Below are 24384 nucleotides of genomic sequence, written 5' to 3' on the forward strand. Positions count from 1 at the left end.
GAATCACGCCAACGGAAACACGTAAACAGCGTTAACCTGAGTTCGGGGCCCTGCCCGCAGCCGCGTTGCTATTGTTTCCACCCCGTCCGGTCGTGTTAGTTTACCCCATTCGGACTGCGATGCGAGGGCATTGCGCTGTTGCGTCCGGCTGGAAATCGGGAGGATATCCATGACGGCTGACATTGAAATACGGCCCATCGCGGGGGCGCTCGGGGCGGAACTGCACGGGGTCGACCTGGCGCGCGACCTGGACGATAACACCACCTTCGCCGCGATCCACCGGGCGCTTCTGGACCATTGCGTCATCTTCTTCCGCGACCAGGACATCACGCCGGAACAGCAGCTCGGCTTTGCCCGCCGGTTCGGCGATATTCACCTGCATCCCTATATCGCCGGGATGCCGGACTACCCCGAAATCATCGAAATCCTGAAGACCGAAACCGATACCTATAATTTCGGCAATGACTGGCACACGGACCAGATGTTCGCGCCGAAGCCGGCCATGGCGACGATGCTCTACGCCAAGGAAGTGCCCGCCGCCGGCGGCGATACGATCTTCGCCAATATGTACAAGGCATATGATGCGCTGTCCGACGGCATGAAGGCGATGCTGGCCGGAATAAAGACCGTCGCGGCGGGGGATAGCGGCAAGAACAAGGCGGGCGGCCGCTCGCGCCGCGAACGCTATGCGGCCAACGGCAATGTCGCGATGAAGGAACCGGTGGACCTGCCGGCGGAGGTCGAGCATCCGCTGATCCGCACGCATCCGGAAACGGGGCGCAAGTCGCTCTATATCGGCTCCCATACCCAGCGTTTTGCCGGGATGAAGGACGAGGAAAGCGACGGCATGATCAAATACCTGCGGCGCCATGCGATCCGGCCGGAATTCACCTGCCGGTTCCGCTGGGAGGTCGGATCGCTGGCGTTGTGGGATAACCGCTGTGTGCAGCATTACGCAATCAACGATTATCACGGCAAGCGGCGGCGCGCGCACCGGATCACGATCCGGGGCGATACGCCGTTCTGAACGCCGTCCTGTCAGCGTTACTTGTTGCAATTACTTCTGCGGCCGCCCGCGCCGCCTCGCCGTCTACGACCTGGGCGCCATCGAATATGAACCGGGGCGCTGCGGCACGGCGGACATGCTGCGCGACGCGGTCAGTTTCGGGAACTGAGCGGTCGGTCGGGCCTTGCCTGCCCCGTAGCGCCCCGGCGTGTCTTTCATATACCATGCGGCTATTCGGATCGGATTACGGGAGCAGCGGGAATGACCGGCAGCCTTGAGCGCATCAATATGCAGATCATGTGGAACCGACTGATTTCCGTGGTCGAGGAGCAGGCGCAGACGCTGATCCGCACGGCGTTCAGTTCCATGGTCCGCGAATGCGGCGATCTGTCGGCCGGGGTTTTCGCGCTGGACGGGCGGATGCTGGCGCAGGCGGTGACCGGCACGCCCGGCCATGTCAATTCCATGGCGGAATCGGTCAAGCATTTCCTCGACAAATTCCCCGTCGAAACGATGCGCGAAGGCGATATCTACATCACCAACGACCCCTGGAAGGGAACCGGCCACCTGAACGATTTCGTCCTGACCACGCCGGCCTTTCACCACGGCAGGATGGTGGCGCTGTTTTCCTGCACCAGCCATCTGATCGATATCGGCGGCATCGGCTTCGGCCCCGACGCGACGGACGTCTATATGGAAGGCATTTACATTCCGTTCCTCAAACTCGCGGACCGGGGTGAAATGAACGAAACGCTGCTGGCAATGGTCAGGGCCAACACGCGCCAGCCCGTGGAATCCGAAGGCGATGTCTATTCGCTGGCCGCCTGCAACGATATCGGCTGCCAGCGGCTGACCCAGATGATGGACGAGTTCGGGCTCGACGATCTGGACGGGCTTGGGGCCTATATCATCGAACAGTCGCGCAACGCGGTGCTGGCGGAAATCGCCAATTTGCCGAAAGGCGCCTGGCGCAACACCATGCGGATCGACGGCTACGACCATCCGCTCGACCTGTCCGCCACGATGACGATTTCCGATACCGGCATCCACATCGACTATGACGGCACCTCGCCGGTGTCGAAATTCGGCATCAACGTGCCGCACGCCTATACGACCGCCTATACCTGTTTCGGGATTTCCTGCGCGGTCTCCCCGCGCATCCCCAACAATGCGGGGTCGCTGGAGCCCTTCACGGTTTCCGCCCCGCTGGGCTGCATACTCAACGCGCCGAAACCGGCGGCGGTATCCTCGCGCCATATCGTAGGGCAACTGCTGCCCGACGTGGTGTTCGGCTGCATGCGCCAGGCGGTGCCGGAACGCGTGCCGGCGGAAGGCACGTCGTGCCTGTGGAACCTCAACATGCGCGGGCAAAGCCTCGGCGCGAACGATGCGGGCGCGGGGTACGTGGTGACGGTCGTGACCAATGGCGGCACCGGCGCGAGGCCCGTGAAGGACGGGCTGTCGGCCACGGCCTATCCCAGCGGCGTGCGGGCCTCCGCCATCGAAGTGATGGAATCCATCGCCCCGCTGGTCTTCTGGAAGAAGGAATTGCGGGCGGATTCCGGCGGCGCCGGGCAGTTTCGCGGCGGCCATGGCCAGTCAATCGAAATTCAGAATACCCAGGGAGAAGACTTTGAAATATTGGCGTCTTTTGACCGCATCGATCACGCGCCGCGCGGCCGCGAGGGCGGCGCGGACGGCGCCAACGGCTATGTCGGGCTGGGCTCCGGCCGGAAGCTGAACGGCAAGGGTTTCCAGACCATCCCGGCGGGCGATACCTTCATCGTCGAAACACCGGGCGGCGCGGGGATCGGCAGTCCGGCGCAGCGCGACATGGCGAAAGTGGCGGCGGACCTGCGCGACGGCGTCGTCAGCGCCGAGGCGGCCCGGCGCGACTATGGCTACGCGGCGGCGGGCGACGATTAGACAGTCACGGGAAACACGCCCGGCCTGACATGGCGATAGGGCAATGTCGTGAGGTCCGCCGGGCCCCAGTCCGGCGTGTCGATGATGATGATTTCCGCGGCGAATTCCTCGTAGACCGCGCGGAAATGGGTTTTCGACCGTAAAACGATAATGTCGAATTCCGCGGCATCCAGCCCGAACTGGATGAACGGGTCGAGGTCGATGGCGGGCGTTGTGTGTTCGGTGAGGATCACTGTCACGCCATTGGCCTCAATCACGGCGGCAAGGCCGAGGTCGATGTCGCGGCCCTTGCGCATCGGGCCGGTGCCGATGAACCGTTTCGGCCCGGCGAACAGCACCTTTCCCTCCAGCCGCACCGGCCCGCCGGCGCGGTCGCTGGAATGCCCGCCGACGTCGATGGAGATATTATTGCCGGCGCCGGCTTCCACGGCGGCTTTCGCGGCCCGCGGGTCCCACAGATAGGGCACGGCGACACGCCGGGTTCCGCGTCGCAGCAGTTCCCGCAGGGTCCAGGTCGAATCGTTCATCCGGTCCGCGTGTTCCAGGATCACTACCGGCCGGTCCGCCTGCGCCGCGACGGCAAGGGCCCGGTCGACCCCGGCGTTCATCGCGAAGACGCGGTCCCTGTGCTGCAGGGCCTCGCGCGCGCCGTCGACTCGGGCGGCGAGTGTTTCGGCGGTGCGTCGGGCGAGGGCCGGGTCGTTGTCGGTGACGACGGCCACCGAAAAGCCGAGCTGCGGCACGTCCGCATACGCGAAGCCGCAGAAGATCGAAATGTCGAGGATGCGCGGATCGGACCGTTCGGCGGCGAAGCCTTCCGCGACGATATCCTTCAGCGGCGAAACCGAGGTGGCGGTGAAGATGCTGGGCAGGGCGAGGGAAGGCTTCACCAGCGCCGTTGCCGGCCGGACCTCGCCGCGCAGGGTGCGTAGCAGACAATCCGCCGCGCGAGCGCCGGTTTCCGCCATGTCAGTATGCGGCGAATAGTGAAAGCCGAACAGCGCGGTGGCCAGCGCGGTTGTCTCCGGCGCGAGGTTCGCATGCAGGTCCAGCGCCAGCATTACCGGCATGTCCCCGCCGACGGCGGCGCGCACGGCCCGCAGGCATTCGAGGTCCGGGTTGGTGCGCGTCGGCGTCGTCATCGCGCCGTGCAGGAACAGCAGCACGCCGTCAATATCGTTCCGGATAGCGGCCAGCCCCGTGGCGATTTCATCGCGGAACGCCTCGAACGATTCGTCCGTGGCGGAACCGGCGGCGAACCCGTCCGTATATACCAACGGGACGATCTCGGCGCCGGCGGCTTCCAGCGTATCGACGAAGCCGCCGCCGGGCGATTGTTCGCCGCGCAATCCTTCGATCATCGCCGGTCCGCGCAGGGCCCAGCGCTCGAAATCCGCCGTTCCGGTCAGATGCGGCAGGAAAGAAACCGATTCCAGGGCGAACCCGGCAATGGCGATACGCATGATGAATCCTCGGTCATCTGGGGTTGCGTTGGGGGTACAGGATAGGGCACCTCTTCGCATCAATCGAGCGATGACAATGCCTGCGATGGAGGAAGAAATGTCCGACGATCAGCCGATGAGGGGATCCTGCCAGTGCGGCGGCGTTACCTATGAAATTACCGGAAAGCCGCTGGCAATGTTTGTCTGTCACTGCACCCAGTGCCAGAAGCTTTCCGCCAGCGCCTACAGCACGACCATGTTCGTGAAACTGGCGGACCTGCACGTCGCCGGCGAATTGAAGACCTGGGAGCGGACGTCCGATTCCGGACGCCGTAACGTGGCCTATTTCTGTCCCGGATGCGGCAACAGGATCTACCATCTGGACCCCGAGGCGCCGGCCTTCGCGCGCGTCAAGGCGGGCACTCTGGACAACACGAAAATGCCCGTGCCGGATGCGCATCTTTGGGTGAACAGCAAGCAGCCCTGGGATGAAATACCGGACAATATTCCGTCCTATCCGGGCAATTTCCCGCCCGAAGAGGCAAAAAAATTGTTCGCCGGAAACAGTTGAAAAGATGGAAAAAACGGCGAGACCGGCGTCCGCCCGCTACGCCCTGATTCTCGGCGCGAGTTGATCGCAGAAAATATAATGTGCATAATCATAATTCTGGCACGCAATGTTAACAGACCAGATTGAAAATAAAATTATCAGGGAGAACAGAAATGACATTTACGAAATTCAGTCGCCGTCGGCGACTCCTGCTTGGCGGCGCGGCGTTTGCCATGATGGCTTCCGTTGCCGGCGTTCCCGGCCAGTCCGCGATTGCGGCGGATTATCCGGACAAGACCGTTCTGGCCCTGGTGCCGTTCGGCGCCGGTGGCGGTACGGATCGCTGGGCCCGCGTCTTCGCATCGGTCGGTTTCGATTATTTCGAACGTGGGTTGCGCGTGCAGAATCGGGGCGGCGCATCCGGCACGATCGGCTGGAAGAACATGCTCGACAAGGGGCCTGACGGCCATACGCTGATGTTCGGTAGCCCGACCCCTGTCATGGCGGCGCTGATCGAAAAGAACCCGCCCTTCGACCCGGCCAAGGATGTCAGGGTCGTCGCCTATTATTCGGTCATGAAGCCGACGCTGATCGCGCCGCGCGACAAGGACTTTTCGACCTGGGACGGTTTCCTGAAGCATATCAAGACCGCCGACAAGAAACTGACCATCGGCGGCACGATGACCCAGTTGATGGGGACGGCGAGCGCGCTCGACCAGCTTGGCCTGGTGGACAAGGTCATTCTGGTGACCTATCCCGGCACCGGCAAGACCATGAATGACTACCTGGGCGGCCATATCGACATGGCGGCGGTCACCACATCCACGGCGGTGACGGTGATGGACAAGCATGCCGTCGTGTTCAACGCGACCGATACGGATTATCCGCCCGACGCGAAGGAAGTGATCGGCGACGTCCCGAACGCCAAGACCCTGGGCCTGAAGCCGTTCAACCCGCCGCGCTTTATCGGCATGCATCCCGATACACCGGACGAGCAGGTTGCGATCATGTCCGCGAAACTGGGTGAAATGCTGGAATCAAAGCCGGTCGTCAACATGCTGAAAAAACTGGGTGAAGTGATCGTCTACGTACCGCATGACGAAGCCCAGAAGGCCTATTCCGAGATCCTGGAATCGTCCAAGAAAAACGTAGCGCTGTTCCAGTAACCGTCACGACCTGATCGCCGCCGGGGCCGGATAAATCCGGCTCCGGACGGGGATTGTCCGCGCGGCGGACAGGCGACGCCCACCCCGTGGAAGCCCGGTGACGGGCGCGCGGGCATGGATACGGGACAATCGGGGGGAAGAGGCCTTGGATAGCAATAACGCCGCTGGCGAAGCACGCGGCAACTGGCTCCGGACAAATCGCGGCGTGGGCGCATGCCTGGTCGGTATTGTCATCCTGTTGCTGATCTATCTGTCGACGGAAGACTGGATATACCAGGTCTTGCGTGATGGTTTCCGGCTCGGTTTTTTCTCGGTGATATCGGCGTTCACGATGCTGCTTTGTTCGGCTGCGCTGCTGTTCGACAGGCATCGCAATGTCGTCGAGGAGGATGTCGCAAAGGCCGGGCGGTTCAATTTCATTGTGCCCGTGGTGGCCGTGCTGGTCTGTTACGCCTATTTCGAACTGGCCTGGAATATCGACTTCCTGCTGATCACGCCGGTCTTCATGTTTGCCGCGACCTGGTTCCTTGGCGTGCGGCCAATGCGGAGCGCCGCGATTGCCGGGATCGTCATGACGCTTGTGATCTTCGGCCTGTTCTGGTCGATCAGCATCTACCTTCCCACCAGCATCATATCGATCTAGGCGCAAAACCATGTTCAATGTAGATGCATTCTATGAGGCGGTGCAACTCGTTTTCACCTTTGAAACCATGCTGTGGCTGGCGGTCGGGGTTTTCATCGGCGTCGGGGTCGGCGCCATGCCGGGACTGTCCGCTTCCACCGGGGTGGCGCTGATGCTGCCCCTGACCTTCACGATGGGCCAGGCGCCGGCGCTCGGCCTGCTGATCGGGCTGTACAAGGGCGCGATCTATGGCGGCTCGATATCGGCGATCAGCTTCGCCACGCCCGGCACGTCCGAGGCGGCGGCGACCGTCTTCGACGGCCACAAGATGATGCAGCAGGGCAAGGGGCGCAAGGCGCTGCTGATGGCGCTCTACGCATCGGTGACCGCCGATTTCCTCAGCGACCTGATCACGGTGATGGTGGCGCCGCTGCTGGCGCTGGTGGCGCTTCAGTTCGGCCCCTCCGAACGCTTCTGGCTGATGGTGCTGGCGGTCTGCATGCTGGGCGCCCTCAGCGGCCCGCATCTGGCCAAGGGCATGCTCAGCGCGGCCATCGGGCTCTATGTCGGCACCATCGGCGTCGACCCGATCAGTTCTGTCTCGCGGAACACCTTCGACCTGTGGTGGCTGGCGGATGGCGTGCATCTGATTCCGGTTGTCATCGGCGTTTTCGCCATGGGCGCGATGATCGAAAAATCGGTCGAGATCGTGCGGGAAAGCAAGCAGGCGCGTGAACTGGGCGATACGGTCAAGAGCATGCTTACGACCTCGGGGGAAGGCATAAGCTGGAAGGAATATTTCAGCTGCTGGCGTGAAATGGGCATCGGGCTGGGCGTCGGCACCTTCGTCGGCATGCTGCCGGGGCTCGGCTCCACCGTCGGCGCCTTCCTGTCCTATGGCATCGCCAAGCAGACATTCCCGGAAAAGAAGATCGGCACCGGCCGGCTGGAAGGGATCGCCGCGGCGGAGGCCGGCAACAACGCGACCGTCGGGCCGACGCTGGTCCCGCTGCTTGCCTTCGGCATTCCGGGCAGCGCGGTGGCGGCGCTGATCGGCGCCGCGCTGATGCTGCAGGGGGCGACGCCGGGGCCGCGCATGTTCGAGCTGTTTCCGACGATCATCTATTCGCTGTTCATCATCCTGCTGGTTGGCAACATCTTCAATCTGGGCATCGGCCGCATCTTCGCCTTCGTTTATGCGAAGCTGGGCGAACTGCCGGCGCCGCTGCTGGTGCCGGTCGTGATGCTGATGGCGGTGATCGGCTCCTACAGCTACGAGAACAACCCCTATGACGTTTTGGTCATGCTGTTCTTCGGTCTGCTGGGTTACTTCATGCGGGTGTTCAAAATCCCCGAAGCGCCGCTGATCATCACCTTCCTGCTGGCCCCGCAGGCGGAGGAGAACCTGCGCCGGGGACTGCTGATCAATGACGGCGACTGGCTGGCGGCCCTGTTCAACAGCCCGCTCGCCATCGGCCTGGCCATTGCCGTCGTCATCCTGACCTGGATTTCCTCTCGCGTGCGCATGAGCGAGCGGATGCAGGAGATCGCCGACCAGGAAAAAGGGAACTGAGACGTTCCGGCGAGGAAAAATGGTGCCGCCGCACAGAATTGAACTGTGGACCTCACCATTACCAATGGTGTGCTCTACCCCTGAGCTACGGCGGCCCGAAACGAGGGGTGCCTTATGGCATATGTGGTCGGCGGCGGCAAGACGGCGTATGCTGAGGCGGCGAAGGAATCGGTCCGGGCGACTCGGTGGTGTAAAATGACGGATGACAGGCTGGCGGGGGGAAAACCGCGAACCCAGGCGAACAAGGCGGGCGCGGGCGGGCGCCAGGACAAGCTGGCCGCGGCGCTGCGCGATAACCTGCTGAAACGAAAGCAACAAAGCCGCGCCCGGTCCGGCGTGCCCGGTCCGGAGGATACGCCAGTTCGCGACAAATAGCGCGCCGGGCAGGGATGCCTTGTGATGGTCATATTCTTTTCGTAGAAAAAGCCGCTATCCACCTGCAATTCCCTGATAAGAAAGCATCCCATGTCGCCGCATGACCTGCTGAACGCCATCAAGCCCGCTGACGTTTTCGAGACCCCCGAATCACCGCCGAGGAGCGGCATGGACCAGATAAGGATCAGCGGCGGCAACAGCCTGAACGGCCGGATCGCCATCGGCGGGGCGAAGAACGCGGCCCTGCCGCTGATGGTGGCCAGCCTGCTGACCGGCGATACGCTGGTCCTGTCGCGGGTGCCCCGGCTGGCCGATATCAGAACGCTGGCGGAATTGCTGCGGCAGCATGGCGCGGAAATCGACATGTATGCGGCGGGCGCGGGGCATGAGATGTCGCTGCGGACGCCGGTCATCACCAGCACAACCGCACCCTACGATATCGTGCGCAAGATGCGGGCCAGCGCCCTGGTCCTGGGGCCGCTGGTGGCGCGTTGCGGAATGGCGCGGGTATCGCTGCCGGGCGGCTGCGCCATCGGAACGCGGCCGGTGGATCTGCATGTTCGCGGCCTGCAGCAGATGGGCGCGGAAATCGAGCTGGAGGGCGGCTATATTGAGGCCCGCGCCCGGAAAGGGCTGCACGGAGCGGAAATCGTTTTCCCCTTCGTCTCCGTCGGAGCGACGGAGAACCTGATGATGGCCGCCTGCCTGGCGAAGGGCGAAACCCGGCTGGTCAATGCGGCCCGTGAACCGGAAGTCGCCGATCTGGCGCAGTGCCTGGTGGCGATGGGCGCGGAGATCGATGGAATCGGCAGCGATACCCTCGTGATCCAGGGCCGCGACAGCCTGCATGGCGCGCGCCATGAGATCATCGCCGACCGGATCGAGGCGGGGTCCTTCGCCATCGCCGCCGGCATGGCGGGGGGCTGCCTGGAACTTCAGGGCATCGAACTGGGACTGATCGGCGTGGCGGCCGATACGCTGCGCGCTGCCGGGCTGACGCTGGAACCGGTTGCGAACGGCATCCGCGTCTGCGCCGAACGGGGCGGGATCAATGGAACCGACGTGATGACGGAACCCTTTCCCGGCTTTCCGACCGACCTGCAGGCTCAGATGATGGCGCTGCTGTCGGTCGCGAATGGTGCTTCGATGGTGACGGAAACGATCTTCGAGAACCGCTTCATGCATGTGCCGGAACTGATGCGCATGGGCGCCAATATCAACCTGCACCACGCATCGGCCATGATCCGCGGCGTGCCTCACCTGACCGGCGCGCCGGTCATGGCGACGGACCTGCGGGCCTCGATGTGCCTCGTGCTGGCCGGGCTCGCGGCGCAGGGCGAAACCGTCATCAGCCGGGTCTATCACCTGGACCGGGGCTACGAACAACTGGAGGAAAAACTGGCGGGCTGCGGCGCCGATATCGAGCGGATCCGGGAAGGCGGCTGACCGATGGCCGGATACGCCCCGCTGAAATTGCGTGCGCGCGATGCCGAAGACCTGGTCGTCATTTCATCTGTACTGCAGGACGCGCTGACACCGCTGGGCGACATCGCCTATCTGGAGGACGAAAACAGCCTGTACATGGTGATGAACCGGTTCCGCTGGGAAACCGGCGCCGGCGGCCCGGCGGAGCGGGTCCATAGCGGGCTGCGCTTCGACGCCGTGCGCAATGTGGGCTACCGCAATATCGACCGGCGCAACCGCGGCCGGTTCCTGTCCTTCCTCGCCCTGTTTTACGAAGGCGATGCGGATGGCGGCACGGTGACAATTCAGTTCGCCGGCGATGCGGCCATCCGGCTGGAGGTCGGGGGGCTGTACTGCATACTGTCCGATTTCGGTGAACCCTGGCCCGCCATGCGGACGCCGGAACACGATGTGGGATAGAAACCCGTCCGCTTTCCGCGCTAAAGTGACGCCATGATCGAATCGCCGCCCGCTATCCTGCCTGATTTCACCGGCCCCAACGTCTGGCGGCGCGACACGCTGGGCCCGGAGGACGGGCTGCTGCGCCTGCCGCCGGAATGCTGTGCCGAACTGGACCGGGTTGTGGCCGAATTGCGGGCCAATCCGCTGCCGGTCGAGATCCTGTCGCCGGACCATTTCGACATGCCTGCGTGCCGCGCGCTGATGGGGCGGGCGAAGGCGGAGATTGCCGAAGGGCTCGGCTTCCTGATCCTCGACCGCTTGCCGATGGATCGCTACAGCCGCGAGGAAGCGGTGGCGATATACTGGCTGCTGGCGTCGGTGATGGCCCGGCCGGTGGCGCAGAACTGGCGCGGCTGGATGGTCTATGACGTCCAGGATACCGGTCTCAAGCCGGGCAACGGCGTGCGGCCGGACGTCACCAATGTCGAACAGAATTTCCATACCGACAACAGCTACAACCTTTGCCCGCCGCATATCCTGGGGCTGCTCTGCCTGCAGACGGCGAAATCGGGCGGGATCAGCCGGGTCATCAGCTTCACCGCCGCGCATAACGAAATGAAGCGGCGCCATCCGGACCTGCTGCGGCGGCTTTACCGGCCGTTCCATTTCGACCGCCAGCGCGAACACGCGCCGGGCGACGCGATGACCACATGGCACCCGCTGTTCGCGTTCGACGGCGAGGCGCTGGTCGCGCGGCTATCGCGCTTCCAGGTCATGAACGGCTACCGGCTGGCGGGCGAGGAACTCGACCCCGAAGGGGCGGCGGCGCTGGACGCGTTCGAGGCGGTCCTCGATGACCCGGCGATGTGGAAGGATTTTTACTTCGAGCCGGGCCAGATGCAGTTCCTCGACAACCGCCGCTGCGGCCACAAGCGCACCGGCTTCGAGGATTACCCCGAACCGGAACGCAAGCGCCGGCTTGTGCGGCTGTGGCTGCGCAATACCGGGCGGCCCTTCTATAACGGGTAGAGGCCTATAACGGGTGGGCGAGGCCGTTTGCGCCGGCACTTCCGTCAGGACCCGGCCCGGTTGGGGAACCCGGCGCCGCGCGACGCGTTGTTATGCCAAATCACGATTTTCCGCATCTCATCCGTTACGGAACATGGTCATGGACGTACTCCGCATCATTTTTTCGGTCCTCATCCCGCCCCTGGGCGTCTTCCTTCAGGTCGGGATCGGCGGTCATTTCTGGCTGAACATCATCCTGACGCTGCTGGGCTACATTCCGGGCCTCGTCCATGCAATCTGGGTGATCGCGAAGAAATGAATAATCCGCGCACGCGCGATTCCGGTCGCGATCCCGGGCGTGATACGTTGTCGCAGATGCGGACCGTTGCCTGGTGGCTGGACAGCCGGTTTCGCATTCCAGGCACCGGTATCCGGATCGGGCTGGATGGCCTGCTGGGGTTGCTGCCGGGGATCGGCGACTCGGTTACGGCGCTCAGTGGCGTCTATTTCATCGGCCAGGCGCATGCGCTGGGCGTCCCCTTGCCGGTGAAGGCGCGGATGGCGGCGAATGTGCTGGGCGACATGATTGTCGGCTCAATTCCGTTGATCGGCGATATTTTCGATATCGGATTCAAGGCGAATTTGCGCAACCTCGCGCTGATCGAGGAACATCTCGCGCGGAGGGGACATCCGGCTGACGGCAACGGGCCGCCGCGCGCCCGCGACTGGCGAGCGGGCGGTTGAGCCGGGTTTCCATGTCGGTGACCGACGCCTTCGACCCCAGCGACCGCCAGGGACCGACCTCCTCGGCAACGGCGGCGCGGAGACGCGCCGCCGACCGGCACTTGCCAATAATTGCCATCGAATAACAATTTAAGCCGATAAATGTATCGGTATGAATTTGCGACGGGGTCGGCGGCTTCGGTTGCTTCCTCACCCAGACGCGAGGGGGTATCATTCATTCCGGCGCTGCCGTGGCGGCATAGCGGCCCCGGAATGAGTGATACCAACCAAATCTTTACGGGGAGACACGGACATGACGGCGATCGGATTCATCGGGCTGGGCAATATGGGCGGGCCGATGCTCGCCAATCTGGTGAAAGCGGGGCATGACGTGAAGGCCTTCGACCTGTCGGCGGATGCGCTGGCGCGGGCGGTGGCGGCCGGGGCCACGGCGGCGGCGGATGCGGGCGATGCCTGCCGCGACGTGGACGTGGTCGTTACCATGCTGCCGGCCGGGCCGCAGGTGCGCAGCGTGTATACCGAATCCGTCTTCGACAATGTCCGTGAAGGCGCGCTGCTGCTGGATTGCTCCACCATCGATGTGGCGACGGCGCGCGAGGTGGCGCGGATGGCCGCCGACCGCAAGCTGGAGATGCTCGACGCCCCGGTTTCGGGCGGAACGGTTGGCGCGGCGGGCGGTACGCTGACCTTCATGGTCGGCGGTTCGCCGAACGGCTTCGGCAGCGCCAGGCCGATCCTGGAGGAAATGGGCAGAACCATCATCCACGCCGGCGGCGTCGGCAATGGTCAGGTCGCCAAGCTGTGCAACAACATGATCCTGGGCGCCACCATGATTGCCGTGTCCGAGGGTTTCGTGATGGCGGAGAAGCTGGGGCTCGACCAGCAGACCCTGTGGGATATCTGTTCGACGGCGACCAGTTCCTGCTGGGCGATGAACAATTACTGCCCGATGCCGGGGCCGGTGCCGGCGGCGCCGTCGAACCGGGGCTACCCGGCAGGGTTCACCGCCGCGATGATGCTGAAGGACCTGAAACTGGCGCAGGGCGCGGCGCAGGGCGCGGGGGCGGCCACGCCGATGGGCGCGGCGGCGGCGGCAATGTATGCTCTGTTCTGCCAGTCCGGTGATGAATCTCTCGATTTTTCGGCAATAATCGGCTTGATTCGCGGGGAATTGCCAAAAAGTGAGGCAAAATTTTAGTAAATAGGTAATAATTGGATGCGAAGTTCAATCAGGATTAACCAATTCGGATGACTCCTATGGCAGTGAAGAGCGATTACCTGCAATCCATCCATCTTATCGAGCGGTTGCACCGGCAATTCCTCGAAGTCGTGAAGAACGAACTTGACCGGCATGGCATGCAGGATATCAACAATATCCAGGCAGTCATTCTGTACAATATCGGCGAGGACGAACTGACCGTCGGCGAGTTGACGAACCGTGGCTATTACCTGGGTTCCAACGTCTCCTACAATGTGCGCAAGATGGTGGAGAACGGCTACCTGATCCAGGAGCGTTCGGCGCATGACCGCCGCTCGATCCGGGTCCGCCTGTCGCAAAAGGGGATCGATCTGCGCAATGTCGTCGATGCGATGTTCGGTCGCCATTCCGACCGCCTCGGCACCGATACGGTGCCGGTGGAGGAACTCAACCACGCCAATACGATCCTGCTGCGCCTCGAACGGTTCTGGAGCGGCGGCATGGGGTTCGGGACCGGCGGGCTATAAGGCGCGAGGCTGGCGGGGCGACCCCGTTTTTCAGGGTTTGACCGCTCCGCGATTCTGCTATCCTGCCGCGTATTCCGGTTGCTCATCGGGACGGTAAGCGGATTTCGTGGCACCATGCGCGGCAAGAACGAACACGGCATCATCTTCGAATTCATTTTGATCGGCAGCTATGTGAAGGTATCCGCCATCGATACCCGCACCGGCACGGAAGTGTCCATCGTGGGGGATCCGAAGCGGGGTGAACAGGCGCTGCGGATGACGGCGCGGCGCAAGCTTGAAATGGTCATGGCGAAGGCGGTGAAACCGCCGCGTCGCGGGGGGCTGACCGTTTGACCGTCTGAGGGGGCGGGTTGACGTATGGCGCCGAAATGCGCGGCCGGCGGGTCAGCGGGTGGCGGAGGAGGCGTTGCCGCTCCTGCCGCGGCCGAGCCCGATGCGCTTGGCGAAGCTGGAACGCTGCGCGGAATAATTCGGGGCGACCATGGGATAATCCGCTTCGAGACCCCATTTCGTCCGGTATTCCTCTGGCGTCATGCTGTAGGTGGTACGCAGGTGACGCTTCAGCATCTTCAGCTTCTTGCCGTCCTCCAGGCAGACGAGGAAGTCGGGCGTGATGGATTTACGGATCGGCACGGCGGGTTTCGGCCGGTCGCCGTTCATATGGCTACCGCCGCTGTCGAGCGTCCGCAGGGTGCCGAACACGGAGTTGATGACTTCCGGAATCTTCGCCGGCGGCAGGGTATTGTTGCCGACATAGGCGGAAACGACCTCCGTCGTCATCCGCAGTACGTCGCCCTGCGACAGTTCCGTGCCCGGCGTGTTGTCTTCCGACTTGTCGCTCATTGCCTCGCCACCCATCAATAAAAGCCGAGTTAGTTGCTATTTTTTGCACAAAGGGTTGTTGTTGTCAATTATTCGAACCAATAGTTTAAATATTCGCTTGCACTGGAAATTTTCATTTAGTTTACACAATTACAAAAGCTGTTTTGCCGCACTAGATATATGAATGGGTTACTTATCGATACCTAGATACGGTGGTTGGAGTTGTGGGAATTGCCTGTCGCCGACATGGTATTTTCTTGTCCGGTATTCCGCCGGACGGTTATTCAAGCCGGAATAACGCTGAAACTTCGGTCCAGGTTGCCACTCCTTGTAGGAAGGCTGGCGCGGGCATGCGACATATGGTAACTCAAAATCACTGGATTTGGCGGGAGGTGCCGCTTAGGTCCGATAACTCTGAAAAAGGGGCCGGTAGGACGTGAATGCAGGCACAGGATCAGTAAAAGCCATCGCAATTGCATCGGATCATGCGGGTTATGTCTTGAAGGCCGACATCGCCGGTTTCCTCACGGAGCAGGGGTATTCGGTCGTTGACCTTGGAACGGACGGTCCGGATTCCGTGGATTATCCAGATTTCGCCGATGCGCTGGTTCAGGCGCTGGCGGATGACCGGGCCGGGCGTGGTATCCTGATCTGCGGCACGGGGATCGGCATTTCGATCGCGGCGAACCGCTACCGGCATATCCGGGCGGCGCATTGCCATGACACGACCGATGCCCGGCTGTCGCGCCAGCATAATGACGCGAATGTCATTGCGCTGGGCGCGCGGACCCTGGGCCCGGAGCTCGCGCGCGACTGCGTAACGGTGTTCCTGGCGACGGCATTCGAAGGGGACAGCAATCCCCGCCATGCCCGGCGCATCGTCAAAATGTCCTAGGGCCTTGCAACGACGATACGGATCGACTCGAAAAGAACGGATGTAACAGGTGAATAACGTGCTACAGATGACAGAAAACAAAACATTTTTTACCGCCGCATTGACGGATACGGATCCGGAAGTGCATGCGAGCCTGGTGGCGGAATGCGGTCGCCAGCAGGACCAGATCGAACTGATTGCATCGGAGAATATCGTCAGCCGCGCTGTGCTGCAGGCCGCCGGTTCGGTGCTGACGAACAAGTATGCCGAAGGCTATCCCGGGCGCCGGTATTACGGCGGCTGCGAATTCGTCGACGTGGCGGAGCGGCTGGCGATCGACCGCGCCAAAGAACTGTTCGGCTGCGGCTTCGCCAATGTGCAGCCCCATGCGGGCGCCCAGGCGAATGAAGCGGTGTTCCTGGCGCTGGTCAAACCCGGCGAAACGATCCTGGGCATGTCGCTGGCGGCGGGCGGTCACCTGACCCATGGCGCACGGCCCAACGTATCGGGCAAATGGTTTAACGCGGTGCAGTATGGCGTCCGCCGCCAGGACGACCTGATCGATTTCGATGAGGTTGAGCAACTGGCGAAGGAACACCAGCCGAAGCTGATCATTGCCGGCGGTTCCGCCTATCCGAGAGTGATCGATTTCGCCCGGTTTCGCGCCATTGCGGATTCCGTCGGCGCTTATCTGATGGTCGATATGGCGCATTTCGCCGGCCTGGTCGCCGGCGGTGTGCACCCGAGCCCGATCGGCCATGCCCATGTGGTCACTTCCACCACGCACAAGACCCTGCGCGGGCCGCGGGGTGGGCTGATCATGACCAATGACGAGGCGCTGGCGCGCAAGATCGACAGCGCCGTGTTCCCCGGCCTGCAGGGCGGGCCGCTGATGCATATTGTCGCGGCCAAGGCCGTGGCGTTCGGCGAGGCGCTGCAGCCGTCCTTCCGGCAATACGCGCAGGCAGTGACGGGTAACGCCCGCGTGCTTGCGGAGACGCTGGTAAAGGGCGGGTTGAACATCGTTTCCGGTGGAACCGATACGCATCTGATGCTGGTCGACCTGCGACCGATGGGGCTGACCGGCAATATCGCGGAAGCCAGCCTCGAACGGGCGGGGCTGACCTGCAACAAGAACGGTATTCCTTTCGATCCGGAAAAACCCGGCGTTACGTCCGGGGTCCGGCTCGGCAGTCCGGCGGCGACGTCGCGTGGTTTCGGCCAGGCGGAATTCATCCATGTCGGCGACCTGATCGTGGAGGTGCTTCGCGGCCTTGCCAAAAACCGCGACGACAATGCGGCGACCGAAACAGGCGTCCGCGCGCGGGTATCGGAAATGTGCAAGCGATTTCCAATTTATGCGGACTTTCATTAGTCCATTGACCGGGGAGGTCTGAACATGCGCTGTCCATTTTGCGCCCATGGGGATACACAGGTTAAGGATTCGCGGCCGACCGAGGATAACTCGGCTATCCGCCGTCGCCGGTACTGCCCGAACTGCGGCGCACGGTTCACGACGTTCGAGCGCGTCCAGTTGCGCGAACTCACCGTGCTGAAGAAGGGTGGCCAGCGCGAACCGTTCGACCGGGAAAAGCTGCTGCGGTCCATGCGGATTTCGCTGCGCAAACGGCCGGTCGAGGAAGACCGTGTGGACCGGGTGGTCAACGGGATCGTCCGCCGGCTGGAGAGTTCCGGCGAGGCCGAGATCAACGCGGACCAGATCGGCGAACTGGTCATGGAAGCGCTGCTGACGCTGGACAAGGTCGCCTATGTCCGATTTGCTTCGGTCTACCGGAATTTCCGTGAAGCCAAGGATTTCGAAGATTTCATCATCGGCGAACTCGGTGTCGACGGGGACTGACCCGGGCGACGAATATTACATGCGTGCGGCGCTGTCTCTGGCGCGACGCGGACTGGGCGCCGTTTGGCCCAATCCGGCGGTGGGATGCGTCATCGTCGCCGATGGCCGTGTCGTGGGCCGGGGCTGGACCCAGCCGGGCGGACGCCCGCATGCGGAAACCGAGGCGCTGGCGCGGGCCGGCGCGAAGGCGGCCGGCGCCTGCGCCTATGTCACGCTGGAGCCGTGCAACCATCATGGCAGGACGCCGCCCTGCAGCGAGGCATTGCTGCAGGCCGGTATCCGGCGGGTCGTGACGGCGCTGGAGGATCCGGATCCCCGGGTCTCGGGCGGCGGCCACGAGAAACTCCAGGCCGGCGGCGTGACAGTCATCCGCGACGTGCTGCGCGCCGAAGCGGAATTCGTGAATGCGGGGTTCCTGCGGCGTATAAGCGACGGACGGCCGCTGGTAACCCTTAAGGCGGCAACGACGCTGGATGGCAGGATCGCCGCCGGGGGCGGGGCCAGCAGATGGATCACCGGCCCGGAAGCGCGCGCACGGGGTCATCTCCTGCGGGCGAGTTATGACGCCATCATGATCGGCGCCGGCACGGCCTGTACGGACGATCCGTCGCTGACCTGCCGGCTGGCGGGGCTGGGGGACCGTTCACCGGTCCGTATTGTCCTGGACGGGCGGTTGCGCCTGCCGGTCAACTCGCAGCTTGTGCGCACGGCACGGGAAACGCCGACATGGATTGTCACGCTGCCGGACGCGGGAAATGCGGACGACTACCGCGGCCGGGGAGTGGAGATTATCGCGGTGGCTGCGGATGCGGCGGGGCGGCCGGACATCCATGCCGCGATGCAGGCGGTCGCGGCACGGGGCATCACCCGGCTGCTTGTCGAAGGCGGCGGAACGCTGTCCGGCGCGGTCATAGCCGCCGGGCTTGTCGATCGCATAGTCTGGTTCCGCACCGCGGGGATCATGGGTGGCGACGGTATTCCGGCAGTGGCTGCCTATGGAATCTCCAGCCCTACCGACATGGCGCGGTTCGCGCGGGTTGAGGTCATTCCCGTGGGGGCGGATGTGATGGAATTGTTTGAGCGGCGGGACATGCCGCGGAACGGCTGATAAAGTAGCGGCATGTTTACAGGACTGATCATGGATGTCGGCGCGTTGCGCGCGGCGGACGGCGACAGGGACCGTCGCTTCGTGATCGGCACGGCGTTCGATATGGAAAAGGTCGAAATCGGGGCGTCGATAGCGTGTTCCGGCGCGTGCCTGACTGTCGTCGAAAAGGGTGGAGACTGGTTTTCCGTCGATGTCTCCGCCGAGACCCTGGCCTGCACCACGCTGGGCAGCTGGCTTGAGGGGCGCCACATCAACCTGGAACCGTCGCTGCGCCTGGGAGCGGAACTGGGCGGACATCTGGTCCAGGGGCATGTGGACGGCGTGGCGCGGGTCACGGAGCGCCGGCCCGACGGCGATAGCCTGCGGTTCGAATTCGAGGCGCCGCCCGCGTTTTCCCGCTATATCGCGCGCAAGGGTTCGGTCGCGCTCGATGGGGTGTCGCTTACCGTGAACGAGGTGGACGGCAGCCGCTTCGGCGTGAACATCATCCCCCATACCGCGGAAAAAACGACATTCGGGACGCTTCGGACGGGCGACAACGTTAATCTTGAGGTAGACCTCCTCGCCCGATATGTTGCGCGGCTTCATTCGGATATGACTGAAGCGTGATGACGCTGTCCGGCAAACGATGGCACTGGCGAGGCGAGTAATAAAGTGGCTTTCAGCGACTACAAGCATTCCATTGACGAACTGATCGAGGACGCGCGCAACGGCCGGATGTTCATCCTGGTCGATGACGAGGATCGCGAAAATGAAGGCGATCTGGTCATTCCGGCGCAGATGGCGACCCCGGACGTCATCAATTTCATGGCCAAACACGGCCGCGGGCTGATCTGCCTCGCGATGACACGGGAACGCATCGCGCAGCTTGGCCTGCCGCTCCTGCCGCAGCAGAATTCGAGCCGTCTGGAAACCGCCTTCACCGTTTCGATTGAGGCGCGGGAAGGGGTTACGACCGGCATTTCGGCCCCGGACCGGGCGCGTACCATCGCGGTCGCCATCGACCCGACCAAGGGCGGCGCGGATATCGCGACGCCGGGACACGTGTTTCCGCTGATGGCCCGCGACGGCGGCGTGCTGGTGCGGATCGGGCATACGGAGGCGTCGGTCGATATCGCCCGTCTCGCCGGACTGAACCCCTCAGGCGTGATCTGCGAGATCATGAACGATGACGGCACCATGGCACGCCGCGAAGACCTCGTGAAGTTCGCGCAGTTCCACGGACTGAAAATAGGCACTATCGCGGATCTGATCGCCTATCGTCGCCGTCACGACCGCACGATAGAACGGGTTGCCGAAACGACGCTGAAGAGCCGGCATGGCGGCGACTGGAACCTCTATGTCTATGCGAACAAGGTCACCTATTCGGAACATGTCGTCCTGGTGAAAGGGGACCTGGCCGGCGATGAGCCGCCGCTGGTGCGGATGCATGCGGTCAATCTGTTCCAGGACGCGCTGGGCGAAATCGCCAATGGCGAGACCGGCCCCCTGCATGGCGCAATGAAGCTGATCGGCGAGGTGGGGCGCGGCGTGGTCGTGGTCCTGCGGGAGTGGTATCCCACACTCATTTCCGATACGGTCCATGCGGCGAACGGCGAGTCCGCAAAAGCGGTTGTCCAGCATCCCGCGGAATTGCGTGATTATGGCATCGGGGCGCAGATCCTCCTGGATCTGGGCGTTCACAACATGATCCTGCTGTCGAACTCGCGGAAGAAAATTATCGGTATCGAAGGGTATGACCTGAACGTGGTCAGCCAGCGCTCCATTCCCGTTGCACTATCGGATGATCAATAATGACTGACGCCGCCCCGCATATCATGATCGTCGAAGCCCGGTTCTACGATGACCTGGCCGATGAAATGGCGCTTGGCGCGATTGCCGCGCTGGAGGCCGCGGGGGCGACGCATGAACGTTTTGCCGTGCCCGGCGCATTCGAAATCCCCGCCACGATCCGCTTCGCGATGGCGGCCAGCGGCTCGGCGGAAGGGGGGCGGAAATTTGACGGGTATGTCGCCCTTGGCTGCGTCATCCGCGGCGAGACGACGCATTATGATTATGTTTGCCAGGAAAGCGCACGGGCGCTGCAGAATCTGGCGACGGAACGGCTTGCGGCCATCGGTTACGGTATCCTGACCTGCGAGACAGGCGAGCAGGCTTGGGCGCGGGCCGCCCGGGACCGGGGAAACAAGGGGGCCGCGGCGGTGGAGGCCTGTCTGGCGATGGTCGCGTTGCGCAGCCGCTTTCAATTGACATGACGCGAAAACCGACCGTTTCCAAGGGCAAGCGGCGCAGCGCCGCGCGCCTTGCGGCCGTACAGGCACTGTATCAGCTCGAACTGGCCGGTGGGGTGGCGGAAACCGTTGTCGGCGAGTTCAACCGCTACCGCTTCGGCGGCGAACTGGATGGCCAGCAGCTCGTGGAGGCCGATCCCGCGCTGTTCGGCGAACTGGTGCTGGGCGTGATGCAGCGCCGCGACGAAATCGACGAGCGGTTGAAATCGGTCCTGCAGGGGGACTGGGATTTTTCCAGCCTGGAACTGCTGATACGGGAAATCCTGCGCGCCGGCGCTTTTGAAATCCTGATGCGGCCGGATATCGACCCGCCATTGTCGATCAGCGAATATGTCGATGTCGCCAAGGCCTTTTTCGAAAAAAGGGAACCGGCGCTGATCAATGGCATTCTCGACCGCCTTGCCCGCGAGACGCGGTCCGGCGAAATGGGAGGCCGGTCGCGTGACCGAACGACCGAAGCGCAATGAATTCGACCGGATCGCAACGTATTTCGCGCCGCTGGCGGCGGGCTTCCCGGGCGCATACGGGCTGACGGACGATGCGGCGGTCATCGCGCCGGCCATCGGAACGGAGCTTGTCGTCACCACTGATACCATTGTCGCCGGGATTCACTATATCGGCGACGAGGCGCCCGGCCTGGTCGCTGCCAAGTTGCTGCGGGTCAATCTGTCCGATCTGGCGGCGAAGGGAGCAACGCCGCTCGCCTATACTCTCAATGTCGCGTTCCCGCCGTCGCTGGACGATGATTGGGTCGCGGATTTCACGGCCGGTCTGGCGGTGGAGCAGGCTGAATTCGGCATCGCGCTGATCGGCGGCGATTCGGTGTCGACAACGGGTCCGGTCACGCTGACCCTGACGGCGTTCGGCACGGTTCCCGCCGGCGGCGCAATCCTGCGCAATGGCGCGCGGCCGGGCGATACGGTGTTCGTCAGCGGTTCCATCGGCGATGGCGCCCTGGGCCTGAAGGCGCTACAGGACCGCCTTCCCGAACTTTTGCCGGAATACAGGGGCTGCCTGGTCGGGCGATACCAGCGGCCGCAGCCGCGCTGCATCCTGGGGCCCCGACTTCGGGGCCTCGCGCATGCCGCGGCGGATATCTCTGACGGATTGGTCGCAGATCTGGAGAATATTACCGATGCGTCCGGCGTTGCCGCCCGAATTTTCGCCGAACGCGTTCCCTTATCGGAGGCGGCGGCCGCTGTATTGCAGGACGATCCGTCATTGCTGGCAAATGTGCTGACCGGAGGCGACGACTACGAACTGGTCTTTGCGGCGCCGGATTCGGCGCTGGCGGCGCTGAACGACCTGGCACGGGAAATCGGCGTGCCGGTCACCGCGATCGGACGCATTGAGGACGGCGATGGCGTGACGGTGCTGGATTCGGCCGGATTGCCGATGGCGCTGACCCGGCTTGGATACACCCATGAATAACGCCCTGTTAACCATTCGTATTTTATCCTCGCCATGCTTTTCGTCCATCGAAACAGCCGGCAGGAAAAGGCGCTAACGGCATGAAACTGATCATCGTCATAGTGGTCGTCGTTCTGGCGCTCGGTGGCGGCGCCGCGTGGTATTTCCTGTTCCGCGATGTCGATGCAAAGGTCGAGGAAACGGTGGTCATGCCGGCCGATCCCCTGTTCGTCGTGATGGAACCGCTGAGCATGCATGTCATCCGCGGCGGCGGCGTGCAGAAATATATCGTGCTGAATATTACCCTTGAAATGCGCGATGCTGAATCGAAGGCGCTGGCGGAAAACAAGATGCCGAAGCTGCGCGATGTTTTCATCGACTCGATGACCCGGTATTACGCCAACCTGCCGTCACTGGATGACGGCGTCAACGTCAAGGCTGTGAAGAGCCGGTTGATCGAGGCCAGCGGCAGCGCCATCGGCAAGGAGCGGATCATCGACGTGCTGATCCAGAGCGTGTTTGAGCGCCGCGGCACAAATTAATACCGGACAACCGCTGTTTGATCCGTATTCGGTTCCCGTGATATGACATCGAAATCTGACCATTGCGGCGCCACAATGCCGCGATGACTGTATTTTTCTGCATTATCGACCGTCTTCTCATAAATTCCGGATGACCGAATTGGCCGCTCTCCGCCGCGATCCGACCCGTCGAAACGTTCTGCTTCTCGCCCTGTGCCAGGCGCTGGCGATGAGCGGTTCCTCACTCGTGGCGACGGTTGCGGCGCTGGTGGGCTTCATGCTGGCCGAGGACAAGAGCCTGGCGACCCTGCCTGTCGCGTGCCAGTTCCTTGCAACCATGATCGGCACCGTCCCCGCGTCGCTGCTGATGCGTCGCGTCGGGCGGCGCGCCGGCTTCACGACCGGGCAGTGTATCGGATTCGCCGGCACTACCGCCGCGGCGCTGGCGGTGTATTACGAAAGTTTCACGGGATTCGTCTGCGCATCCGCCGTGCTCGGCGTGCATAATGCGTTCTGGCAGTATTATCGGTTTGCCGCCGCGGATACGGCGACGGTGGCCTATCGCAGCCGGGCCATTTCCTATGTCCTGGCAGGCGGCGTCATCGCCGCGATCGTCGGTCCCGAACTGGCGAAGGCGAGCATCGGATTATTCGATCCGGTCCGCTATGCGGGAAACTACGCCTGCGTTGCCGTGTTGATCCTGTGCGCGATTTTCGTATTGCAGTTCCTTGACATTCCGCCATTGACAGCGTCCGAGCGGCAGGAGGCCGGGCGGCCGCTGAAACAGATTGCCGCCCAACCCGCCTTTATCGTTGCCGCGATGTCCGCCATGTTCGGATACGCCATCATGGTGCTGGCGATGACCGCGACGCCACTGGCGATGATGCATGACGGGCTCAGCTTTGCTGATACCGCTTTCGTGATCGAGTGGCACATTCTGGGCATGTTCGTTCCGAGCTTCTTTACCGGGCACCTGATCAGCCGGTTCGGTGTACTGAATATCATCACCGTGGGAATTGTTTTAATGTCGGCGGCGGTCCTGGTCAGTATGACGGGCAGCGGGCTGCTGCAGTTCTGGGCGGGGCTGGTGCTGATCGGGCTGGGCTGGAACTGCATGTTCGTCGGCGGGTCGACGTTGCTGACTGAATGCTATACGCCCGCGGAGCGTGGCAAGGTGCAGGCGCTCAACGATTTTCTCGTCTTCTCCGCTGTTGCGGGCGCCAGTTTTTCCTCCGGACAGATTCTCTATTATTCGGGATGGGCGTGGATAAATTTCGCCATGCTGGGCCCGATGGCGCTTGTGCTGCTTGCGACAATCTGGTTACGGGTTTGGCAAGGCCGCACCCGGATTGCCGCCTGACGGGTCGGGAGCCGCGGGACTGCCCGGATTTCGGGCAATTCTCCGATTTCGTATCGCCAGTTGCCTTTCAAAGGCCGTTCTGGCATGTTCCGCCCGGTTTTTTGGGCCGGCGCTGATTCGGGACTGCGGTTCCT

28 protein-coding genes and 1 tRNA gene are annotated in these 24384 nt (G+C 63.0%); 26 read left to right on the forward strand and 3 right to left on the reverse strand.

Annotation, left to right across the window (positions count from 1 at the left end; all coding sequences use genetic code 11):
* Positions 1 to 169 precede the first annotated feature (169 nt).
* Together WD767_18515 and WD767_18520 are read left to right on the forward strand one after the other, a co-directional pair.
* Positions 170 to 1027, forward strand: a complete 858-nt coding sequence (locus WD767_18515) for a TauD/TfdA family dioxygenase (protein ID MEX2618086.1) — start codon at positions 170 to 172, stop codon at positions 1025 to 1027.
* Between the two features lie 240 nt (positions 1028 to 1267).
* Positions 1268 to 2932 (forward strand): hydantoinase B/oxoprolinase family protein, encoded by a 1665-nt coding sequence (locus WD767_18520; GenBank protein MEX2618087.1) that lies wholly within the window; start codon positions 1268 to 1270, stop codon positions 2930 to 2932.
* Here WD767_18520 and WD767_18525 read toward each other — a convergent pair.
* Positions 2929 to 4395, reverse strand: coding sequence for a M81 family metallopeptidase (locus tag WD767_18525; protein ID MEX2618088.1), 1467 nt, complete (start codon positions 4393 to 4395; stop codon positions 2929 to 2931). The two genes, WD767_18520 and WD767_18525, sit on opposite strands and share 4 nt — an antisense overlap.
* A gap of 97 nt (positions 4396 to 4492) precedes the next feature.
* Between WD767_18525 and WD767_18530 the strand changes: the two genes are divergently transcribed.
* The 4 genes from WD767_18530 to WD767_18545 all read left to right on the forward strand — a co-directional run bounded on the left by WD767_18530 (position 4493) and on the right by WD767_18545 (position 8285).
* Entirely contained in the window at positions 4493 to 4945 is a 453-nt protein-coding gene (locus WD767_18530) for a GFA family protein (GenBank protein MEX2618089.1), read from the forward strand.
* A gap of 152 nt (positions 4946 to 5097) precedes the next feature.
* Positions 5098 to 6090, forward strand: a complete 993-nt coding sequence (locus WD767_18535) for a tripartite tricarboxylate transporter substrate-binding protein (protein ID MEX2618090.1) — start codon at positions 5098 to 5100, stop codon at positions 6088 to 6090.
* 145 nt (positions 6091 to 6235) lie between these two features.
* Complete coding sequence (locus WD767_18540; protein MEX2618091.1) at positions 6236 to 6733, forward strand: tripartite tricarboxylate transporter TctB family protein; 498 nt, start codon at positions 6236 to 6238, stop codon at positions 6731 to 6733.
* 10 nt (positions 6734 to 6743) lie between these two features.
* Positions 6744 to 8285 carry a tripartite tricarboxylate transporter permease gene (locus WD767_18545; GenBank protein ID MEX2618092.1) on the forward strand — a complete coding sequence of 514 codons (1542 nt, stop codon included), beginning with the start codon at positions 6744 to 6746 and terminating at the stop codon, positions 8283 to 8285.
* Between the two features lie 20 nt (positions 8286 to 8305).
* Here the strand turns inward: WD767_18545 and WD767_18550 are convergent.
* Positions 8306 to 8380 (reverse strand) — tRNA-Thr (locus WD767_18550).
* Positions 8381 to 8480: 100 nt separating this feature from the next.
* Between WD767_18550 and WD767_18555 the strand changes: the two genes are divergently transcribed.
* The 9 genes from WD767_18555 to WD767_18595 all read left to right on the forward strand — a co-directional run bounded on the left by WD767_18555 (position 8481) and on the right by WD767_18595 (position 14336).
* Positions 8481 to 8660 (forward strand): hypothetical protein, encoded by a 180-nt coding sequence (locus WD767_18555; protein MEX2618093.1) that lies wholly within the window; start codon positions 8481 to 8483, stop codon positions 8658 to 8660.
* Positions 8661 to 8828: 168 nt separating this feature from the next.
* Positions 8829 to 10106 (forward strand): UDP-N-acetylglucosamine 1-carboxyvinyltransferase, encoded by a 1278-nt coding sequence (gene murA, locus WD767_18560; GenBank protein ID MEX2618094.1) that lies wholly within the window; start codon positions 8829 to 8831, stop codon positions 10104 to 10106.
* Positions 10107 to 10109: 3 nt separating this feature from the next.
* A complete protein-coding gene (locus WD767_18565; protein ID MEX2618095.1) occupies positions 10110 to 10544 on the forward strand; it encodes a DUF2948 family protein in 435 nt (144 codons plus the stop codon).
* A 33-nt stretch (positions 10545 to 10577) separates the two neighbouring features.
* Positions 10578 to 11555: a TauD/TfdA family dioxygenase gene (locus tag WD767_18570; GenBank protein MEX2618096.1), complete on the forward strand. Its 978-nt coding sequence runs from the start codon at positions 10578 to 10580 to the stop codon at positions 11553 to 11555.
* Positions 11556 to 11694: 139 nt separating this feature from the next.
* Positions 11695 to 11853, forward strand: a complete 159-nt coding sequence (locus tag WD767_18575) for a YqaE/Pmp3 family membrane protein (protein MEX2618097.1) — start codon at positions 11695 to 11697, stop codon at positions 11851 to 11853.
* Positions 11850 to 12278, forward strand: coding sequence for a DUF4112 domain-containing protein (locus tag WD767_18580; GenBank protein ID MEX2618098.1), 429 nt, complete (start codon positions 11850 to 11852; stop codon positions 12276 to 12278). The genes WD767_18575 and WD767_18580 overlap by 4 nt, the downstream gene beginning before the upstream one ends.
* A gap of 292 nt (positions 12279 to 12570) precedes the next feature.
* Positions 12571 to 13476, forward strand: coding sequence for a 3-hydroxyisobutyrate dehydrogenase (mmsB, locus tag WD767_18585; GenBank protein ID MEX2618099.1), 906 nt, complete (start codon positions 12571 to 12573; stop codon positions 13474 to 13476).
* A 65-nt stretch (positions 13477 to 13541) separates the two neighbouring features.
* On the forward strand, positions 13542 to 14003 hold the full coding sequence (locus tag WD767_18590; GenBank protein ID MEX2618100.1) for a MarR family transcriptional regulator: 462 nt from the start codon (positions 13542 to 13544) through the stop codon (positions 14001 to 14003).
* A 114-nt stretch (positions 14004 to 14117) separates the two neighbouring features.
* Complete coding sequence (locus WD767_18595) at positions 14118 to 14336, forward strand: hypothetical protein (protein MEX2618101.1); 219 nt, start codon at positions 14118 to 14120, stop codon at positions 14334 to 14336.
* A gap of 51 nt (positions 14337 to 14387) precedes the next feature.
* Here WD767_18595 and WD767_18600 read toward each other — a convergent pair whose 3' ends face one another.
* Positions 14388 to 14846: a MucR family transcriptional regulator gene (locus WD767_18600; GenBank protein MEX2618102.1), complete on the reverse strand. Its 459-nt coding sequence runs from the start codon at positions 14844 to 14846 to the stop codon at positions 14388 to 14390.
* Between the two features lie 415 nt (positions 14847 to 15261).
* Here WD767_18600 and rpiB point away from each other — a divergent pair, with 415 nt between their 5' ends.
* The 11 genes from rpiB (at position 15262) to WD767_18655 (ending at position 24250) form a co-directional block, all read left to right on the forward strand.
* A complete protein-coding gene (rpiB, locus tag WD767_18605; GenBank protein ID MEX2618103.1) occupies positions 15262 to 15720 on the forward strand; it encodes a ribose 5-phosphate isomerase B in 459 nt (152 codons plus the stop codon).
* 67 nt (positions 15721 to 15787) lie between these two features.
* Complete coding sequence (glyA, locus tag WD767_18610) at positions 15788 to 17074, forward strand: serine hydroxymethyltransferase (GenBank protein MEX2618104.1); 1287 nt, start codon at positions 15788 to 15790, stop codon at positions 17072 to 17074.
* Between the two features lie 24 nt (positions 17075 to 17098).
* Positions 17099 to 17560, forward strand: coding sequence for a transcriptional regulator NrdR (nrdR, locus tag WD767_18615; GenBank protein MEX2618105.1), 462 nt, complete (start codon positions 17099 to 17101; stop codon positions 17558 to 17560).
* 19 nt (positions 17561 to 17579) lie between these two features.
* Complete coding sequence (gene ribD / locus WD767_18620) at positions 17580 to 18668, forward strand: bifunctional diaminohydroxyphosphoribosylaminopyrimidine deaminase/5-amino-6-(5-phosphoribosylamino)uracil reductase RibD (GenBank protein MEX2618106.1); 1089 nt, start codon at positions 17580 to 17582, stop codon at positions 18666 to 18668.
* A gap of 12 nt (positions 18669 to 18680) precedes the next feature.
* Positions 18681 to 19277, forward strand: coding sequence for a riboflavin synthase (locus tag WD767_18625; GenBank protein ID MEX2618107.1), 597 nt, complete (start codon positions 18681 to 18683; stop codon positions 19275 to 19277).
* 45 nt (positions 19278 to 19322) lie between these two features.
* Complete coding sequence (gene ribB / locus WD767_18630; protein ID MEX2618108.1) at positions 19323 to 20462, forward strand: 3,4-dihydroxy-2-butanone-4-phosphate synthase; 1140 nt, start codon at positions 19323 to 19325, stop codon at positions 20460 to 20462.
* The gene (gene ribH / locus WD767_18635) at positions 20462 to 20923 is read left to right on the forward strand and encodes a 6,7-dimethyl-8-ribityllumazine synthase (GenBank protein ID MEX2618109.1); all 462 of its coding nucleotides are present in this window, start codon (positions 20462 to 20464) and stop codon (positions 20921 to 20923) included. The genes ribB and ribH overlap by 1 nt, the downstream gene beginning before the upstream one ends.
* Positions 20920 to 21426, forward strand: coding sequence for a transcription antitermination factor NusB (gene nusB / locus WD767_18640; protein MEX2618110.1), 507 nt, complete (start codon positions 20920 to 20922; stop codon positions 21424 to 21426). The genes ribH and nusB overlap by 4 nt, the downstream gene beginning before the upstream one ends.
* Positions 21401 to 22390: a thiamine-phosphate kinase gene (thiL, locus tag WD767_18645; GenBank protein ID MEX2618111.1), complete on the forward strand. Its 990-nt coding sequence runs from the start codon at positions 21401 to 21403 to the stop codon at positions 22388 to 22390. Before nusB ends, thiL begins: the two co-directional genes overlap by 26 nt.
* Positions 22391 to 22470: 80 nt before the next feature.
* A complete protein-coding gene (locus WD767_18650; protein MEX2618112.1) occupies positions 22471 to 22911 on the forward strand; it encodes a flagellar basal body-associated FliL family protein in 441 nt (146 codons plus the stop codon).
* Positions 22912 to 23050: 139 nt separating this feature from the next.
* Entirely contained in the window at positions 23051 to 24250 is a 1200-nt protein-coding gene (locus tag WD767_18655; GenBank protein ID MEX2618113.1) for an MFS transporter, read from the forward strand.
* The last annotated feature ends 134 nt before the right edge of the window (positions 24251 to 24384 follow it).

Source organism: Alphaproteobacteria bacterium, assembly GCA_040905865.1.
Lineage (GTDB): Bacteria > Pseudomonadota > Alphaproteobacteria > UBA8366.

What these genes read in the sequence shown, in the direction of transcription:
- WD767_18535 (MEX2618090.1), top strand. Translation starts at nt 5,098, where the DNA reads ATGACATTTACGAAATTCAGTCGCCGTCGGCGACTCCTGCTTGGCGGC.
- WD767_18575 (MEX2618097.1), top strand. Translation starts at nt 11,695, where the DNA reads ATGGACGTACTCCGCATCATTTTTTCGGTCCTCATCCCGCCCCTGGGC.
- WD767_18650 (MEX2618112.1), top strand. Translation starts at nt 22,471, where the DNA reads ATGAAACTGATCATCGTCATAGTGGTCGTCGTTCTGGCGCTCGGTGGC.
- nusB (MEX2618110.1), top strand. Translation starts at nt 20,920, where the DNA reads ATGACGCGAAAACCGACCGTTTCCAAGGGCAAGCGGCGCAGCGCCGCG.
- WD767_18570 (MEX2618096.1), top strand. Translation starts at nt 10,578, where the DNA reads ATGATCGAATCGCCGCCCGCTATCCTGCCTGATTTCACCGGCCCCAAC.
- WD767_18545 (MEX2618092.1), top strand. Translation starts at nt 6,744, where the DNA reads ATGTTCAATGTAGATGCATTCTATGAGGCGGTGCAACTCGTTTTCACC.
- glyA (MEX2618104.1), top strand. Translation starts at nt 15,788, where the DNA reads ATGACAGAAAACAAAACATTTTTTACCGCCGCATTGACGGATACGGAT.
- ribH (MEX2618109.1), top strand. Translation starts at nt 20,462, where the DNA reads ATGACTGACGCCGCCCCGCATATCATGATCGTCGAAGCCCGGTTCTAC.
- murA (MEX2618094.1), top strand. Translation starts at nt 8,829, where the DNA reads ATGGACCAGATAAGGATCAGCGGCGGCAACAGCCTGAACGGCCGGATC.
- WD767_18595 (MEX2618101.1), top strand. Translation starts at nt 14,118, where the DNA reads ATGCGCGGCAAGAACGAACACGGCATCATCTTCGAATTCATTTTGATC.
- WD767_18600 (MEX2618102.1), bottom strand. Translation starts at nt 14,846, where the DNA reads ATGAGCGACAAGTCGGAAGACAACACGCCGGGCACGGAACTGTCGCAG.
- WD767_18555 (MEX2618093.1), top strand. Translation starts at nt 8,481, where the DNA reads ATGACGGATGACAGGCTGGCGGGGGGAAAACCGCGAACCCAGGCGAAC.
- WD767_18525 (MEX2618088.1), bottom strand. Translation starts at nt 4,395, where the DNA reads ATGCGTATCGCCATTGCCGGGTTCGCCCTGGAATCGGTTTCTTTCCTG.
- ribD (MEX2618106.1), top strand. Translation starts at nt 17,580, where the DNA reads ATGCGTGCGGCGCTGTCTCTGGCGCGACGCGGACTGGGCGCCGTTTGG.
- nrdR (MEX2618105.1), top strand. Translation starts at nt 17,099, where the DNA reads ATGCGCTGTCCATTTTGCGCCCATGGGGATACACAGGTTAAGGATTCG.
- WD767_18625 (MEX2618107.1), top strand. Translation starts at nt 18,681, where the DNA reads ATGTTTACAGGACTGATCATGGATGTCGGCGCGTTGCGCGCGGCGGAC.
- WD767_18565 (MEX2618095.1), top strand. Translation starts at nt 10,110, where the DNA reads ATGGCCGGATACGCCCCGCTGAAATTGCGTGCGCGCGATGCCGAAGAC.
- WD767_18515 (MEX2618086.1), top strand. Translation starts at nt 170, where the DNA reads ATGACGGCTGACATTGAAATACGGCCCATCGCGGGGGCGCTCGGGGCG.
- mmsB (MEX2618099.1), top strand. Translation starts at nt 12,571, where the DNA reads ATGACGGCGATCGGATTCATCGGGCTGGGCAATATGGGCGGGCCGATG.
- WD767_18530 (MEX2618089.1), top strand. Translation starts at nt 4,493, where the DNA reads ATGTCCGACGATCAGCCGATGAGGGGATCCTGCCAGTGCGGCGGCGTT.
- WD767_18520 (MEX2618087.1), top strand. Translation starts at nt 1,268, where the DNA reads ATGACCGGCAGCCTTGAGCGCATCAATATGCAGATCATGTGGAACCGA.
- WD767_18580 (MEX2618098.1), top strand. Translation starts at nt 11,850, where the DNA reads ATGAATAATCCGCGCACGCGCGATTCCGGTCGCGATCCCGGGCGTGAT.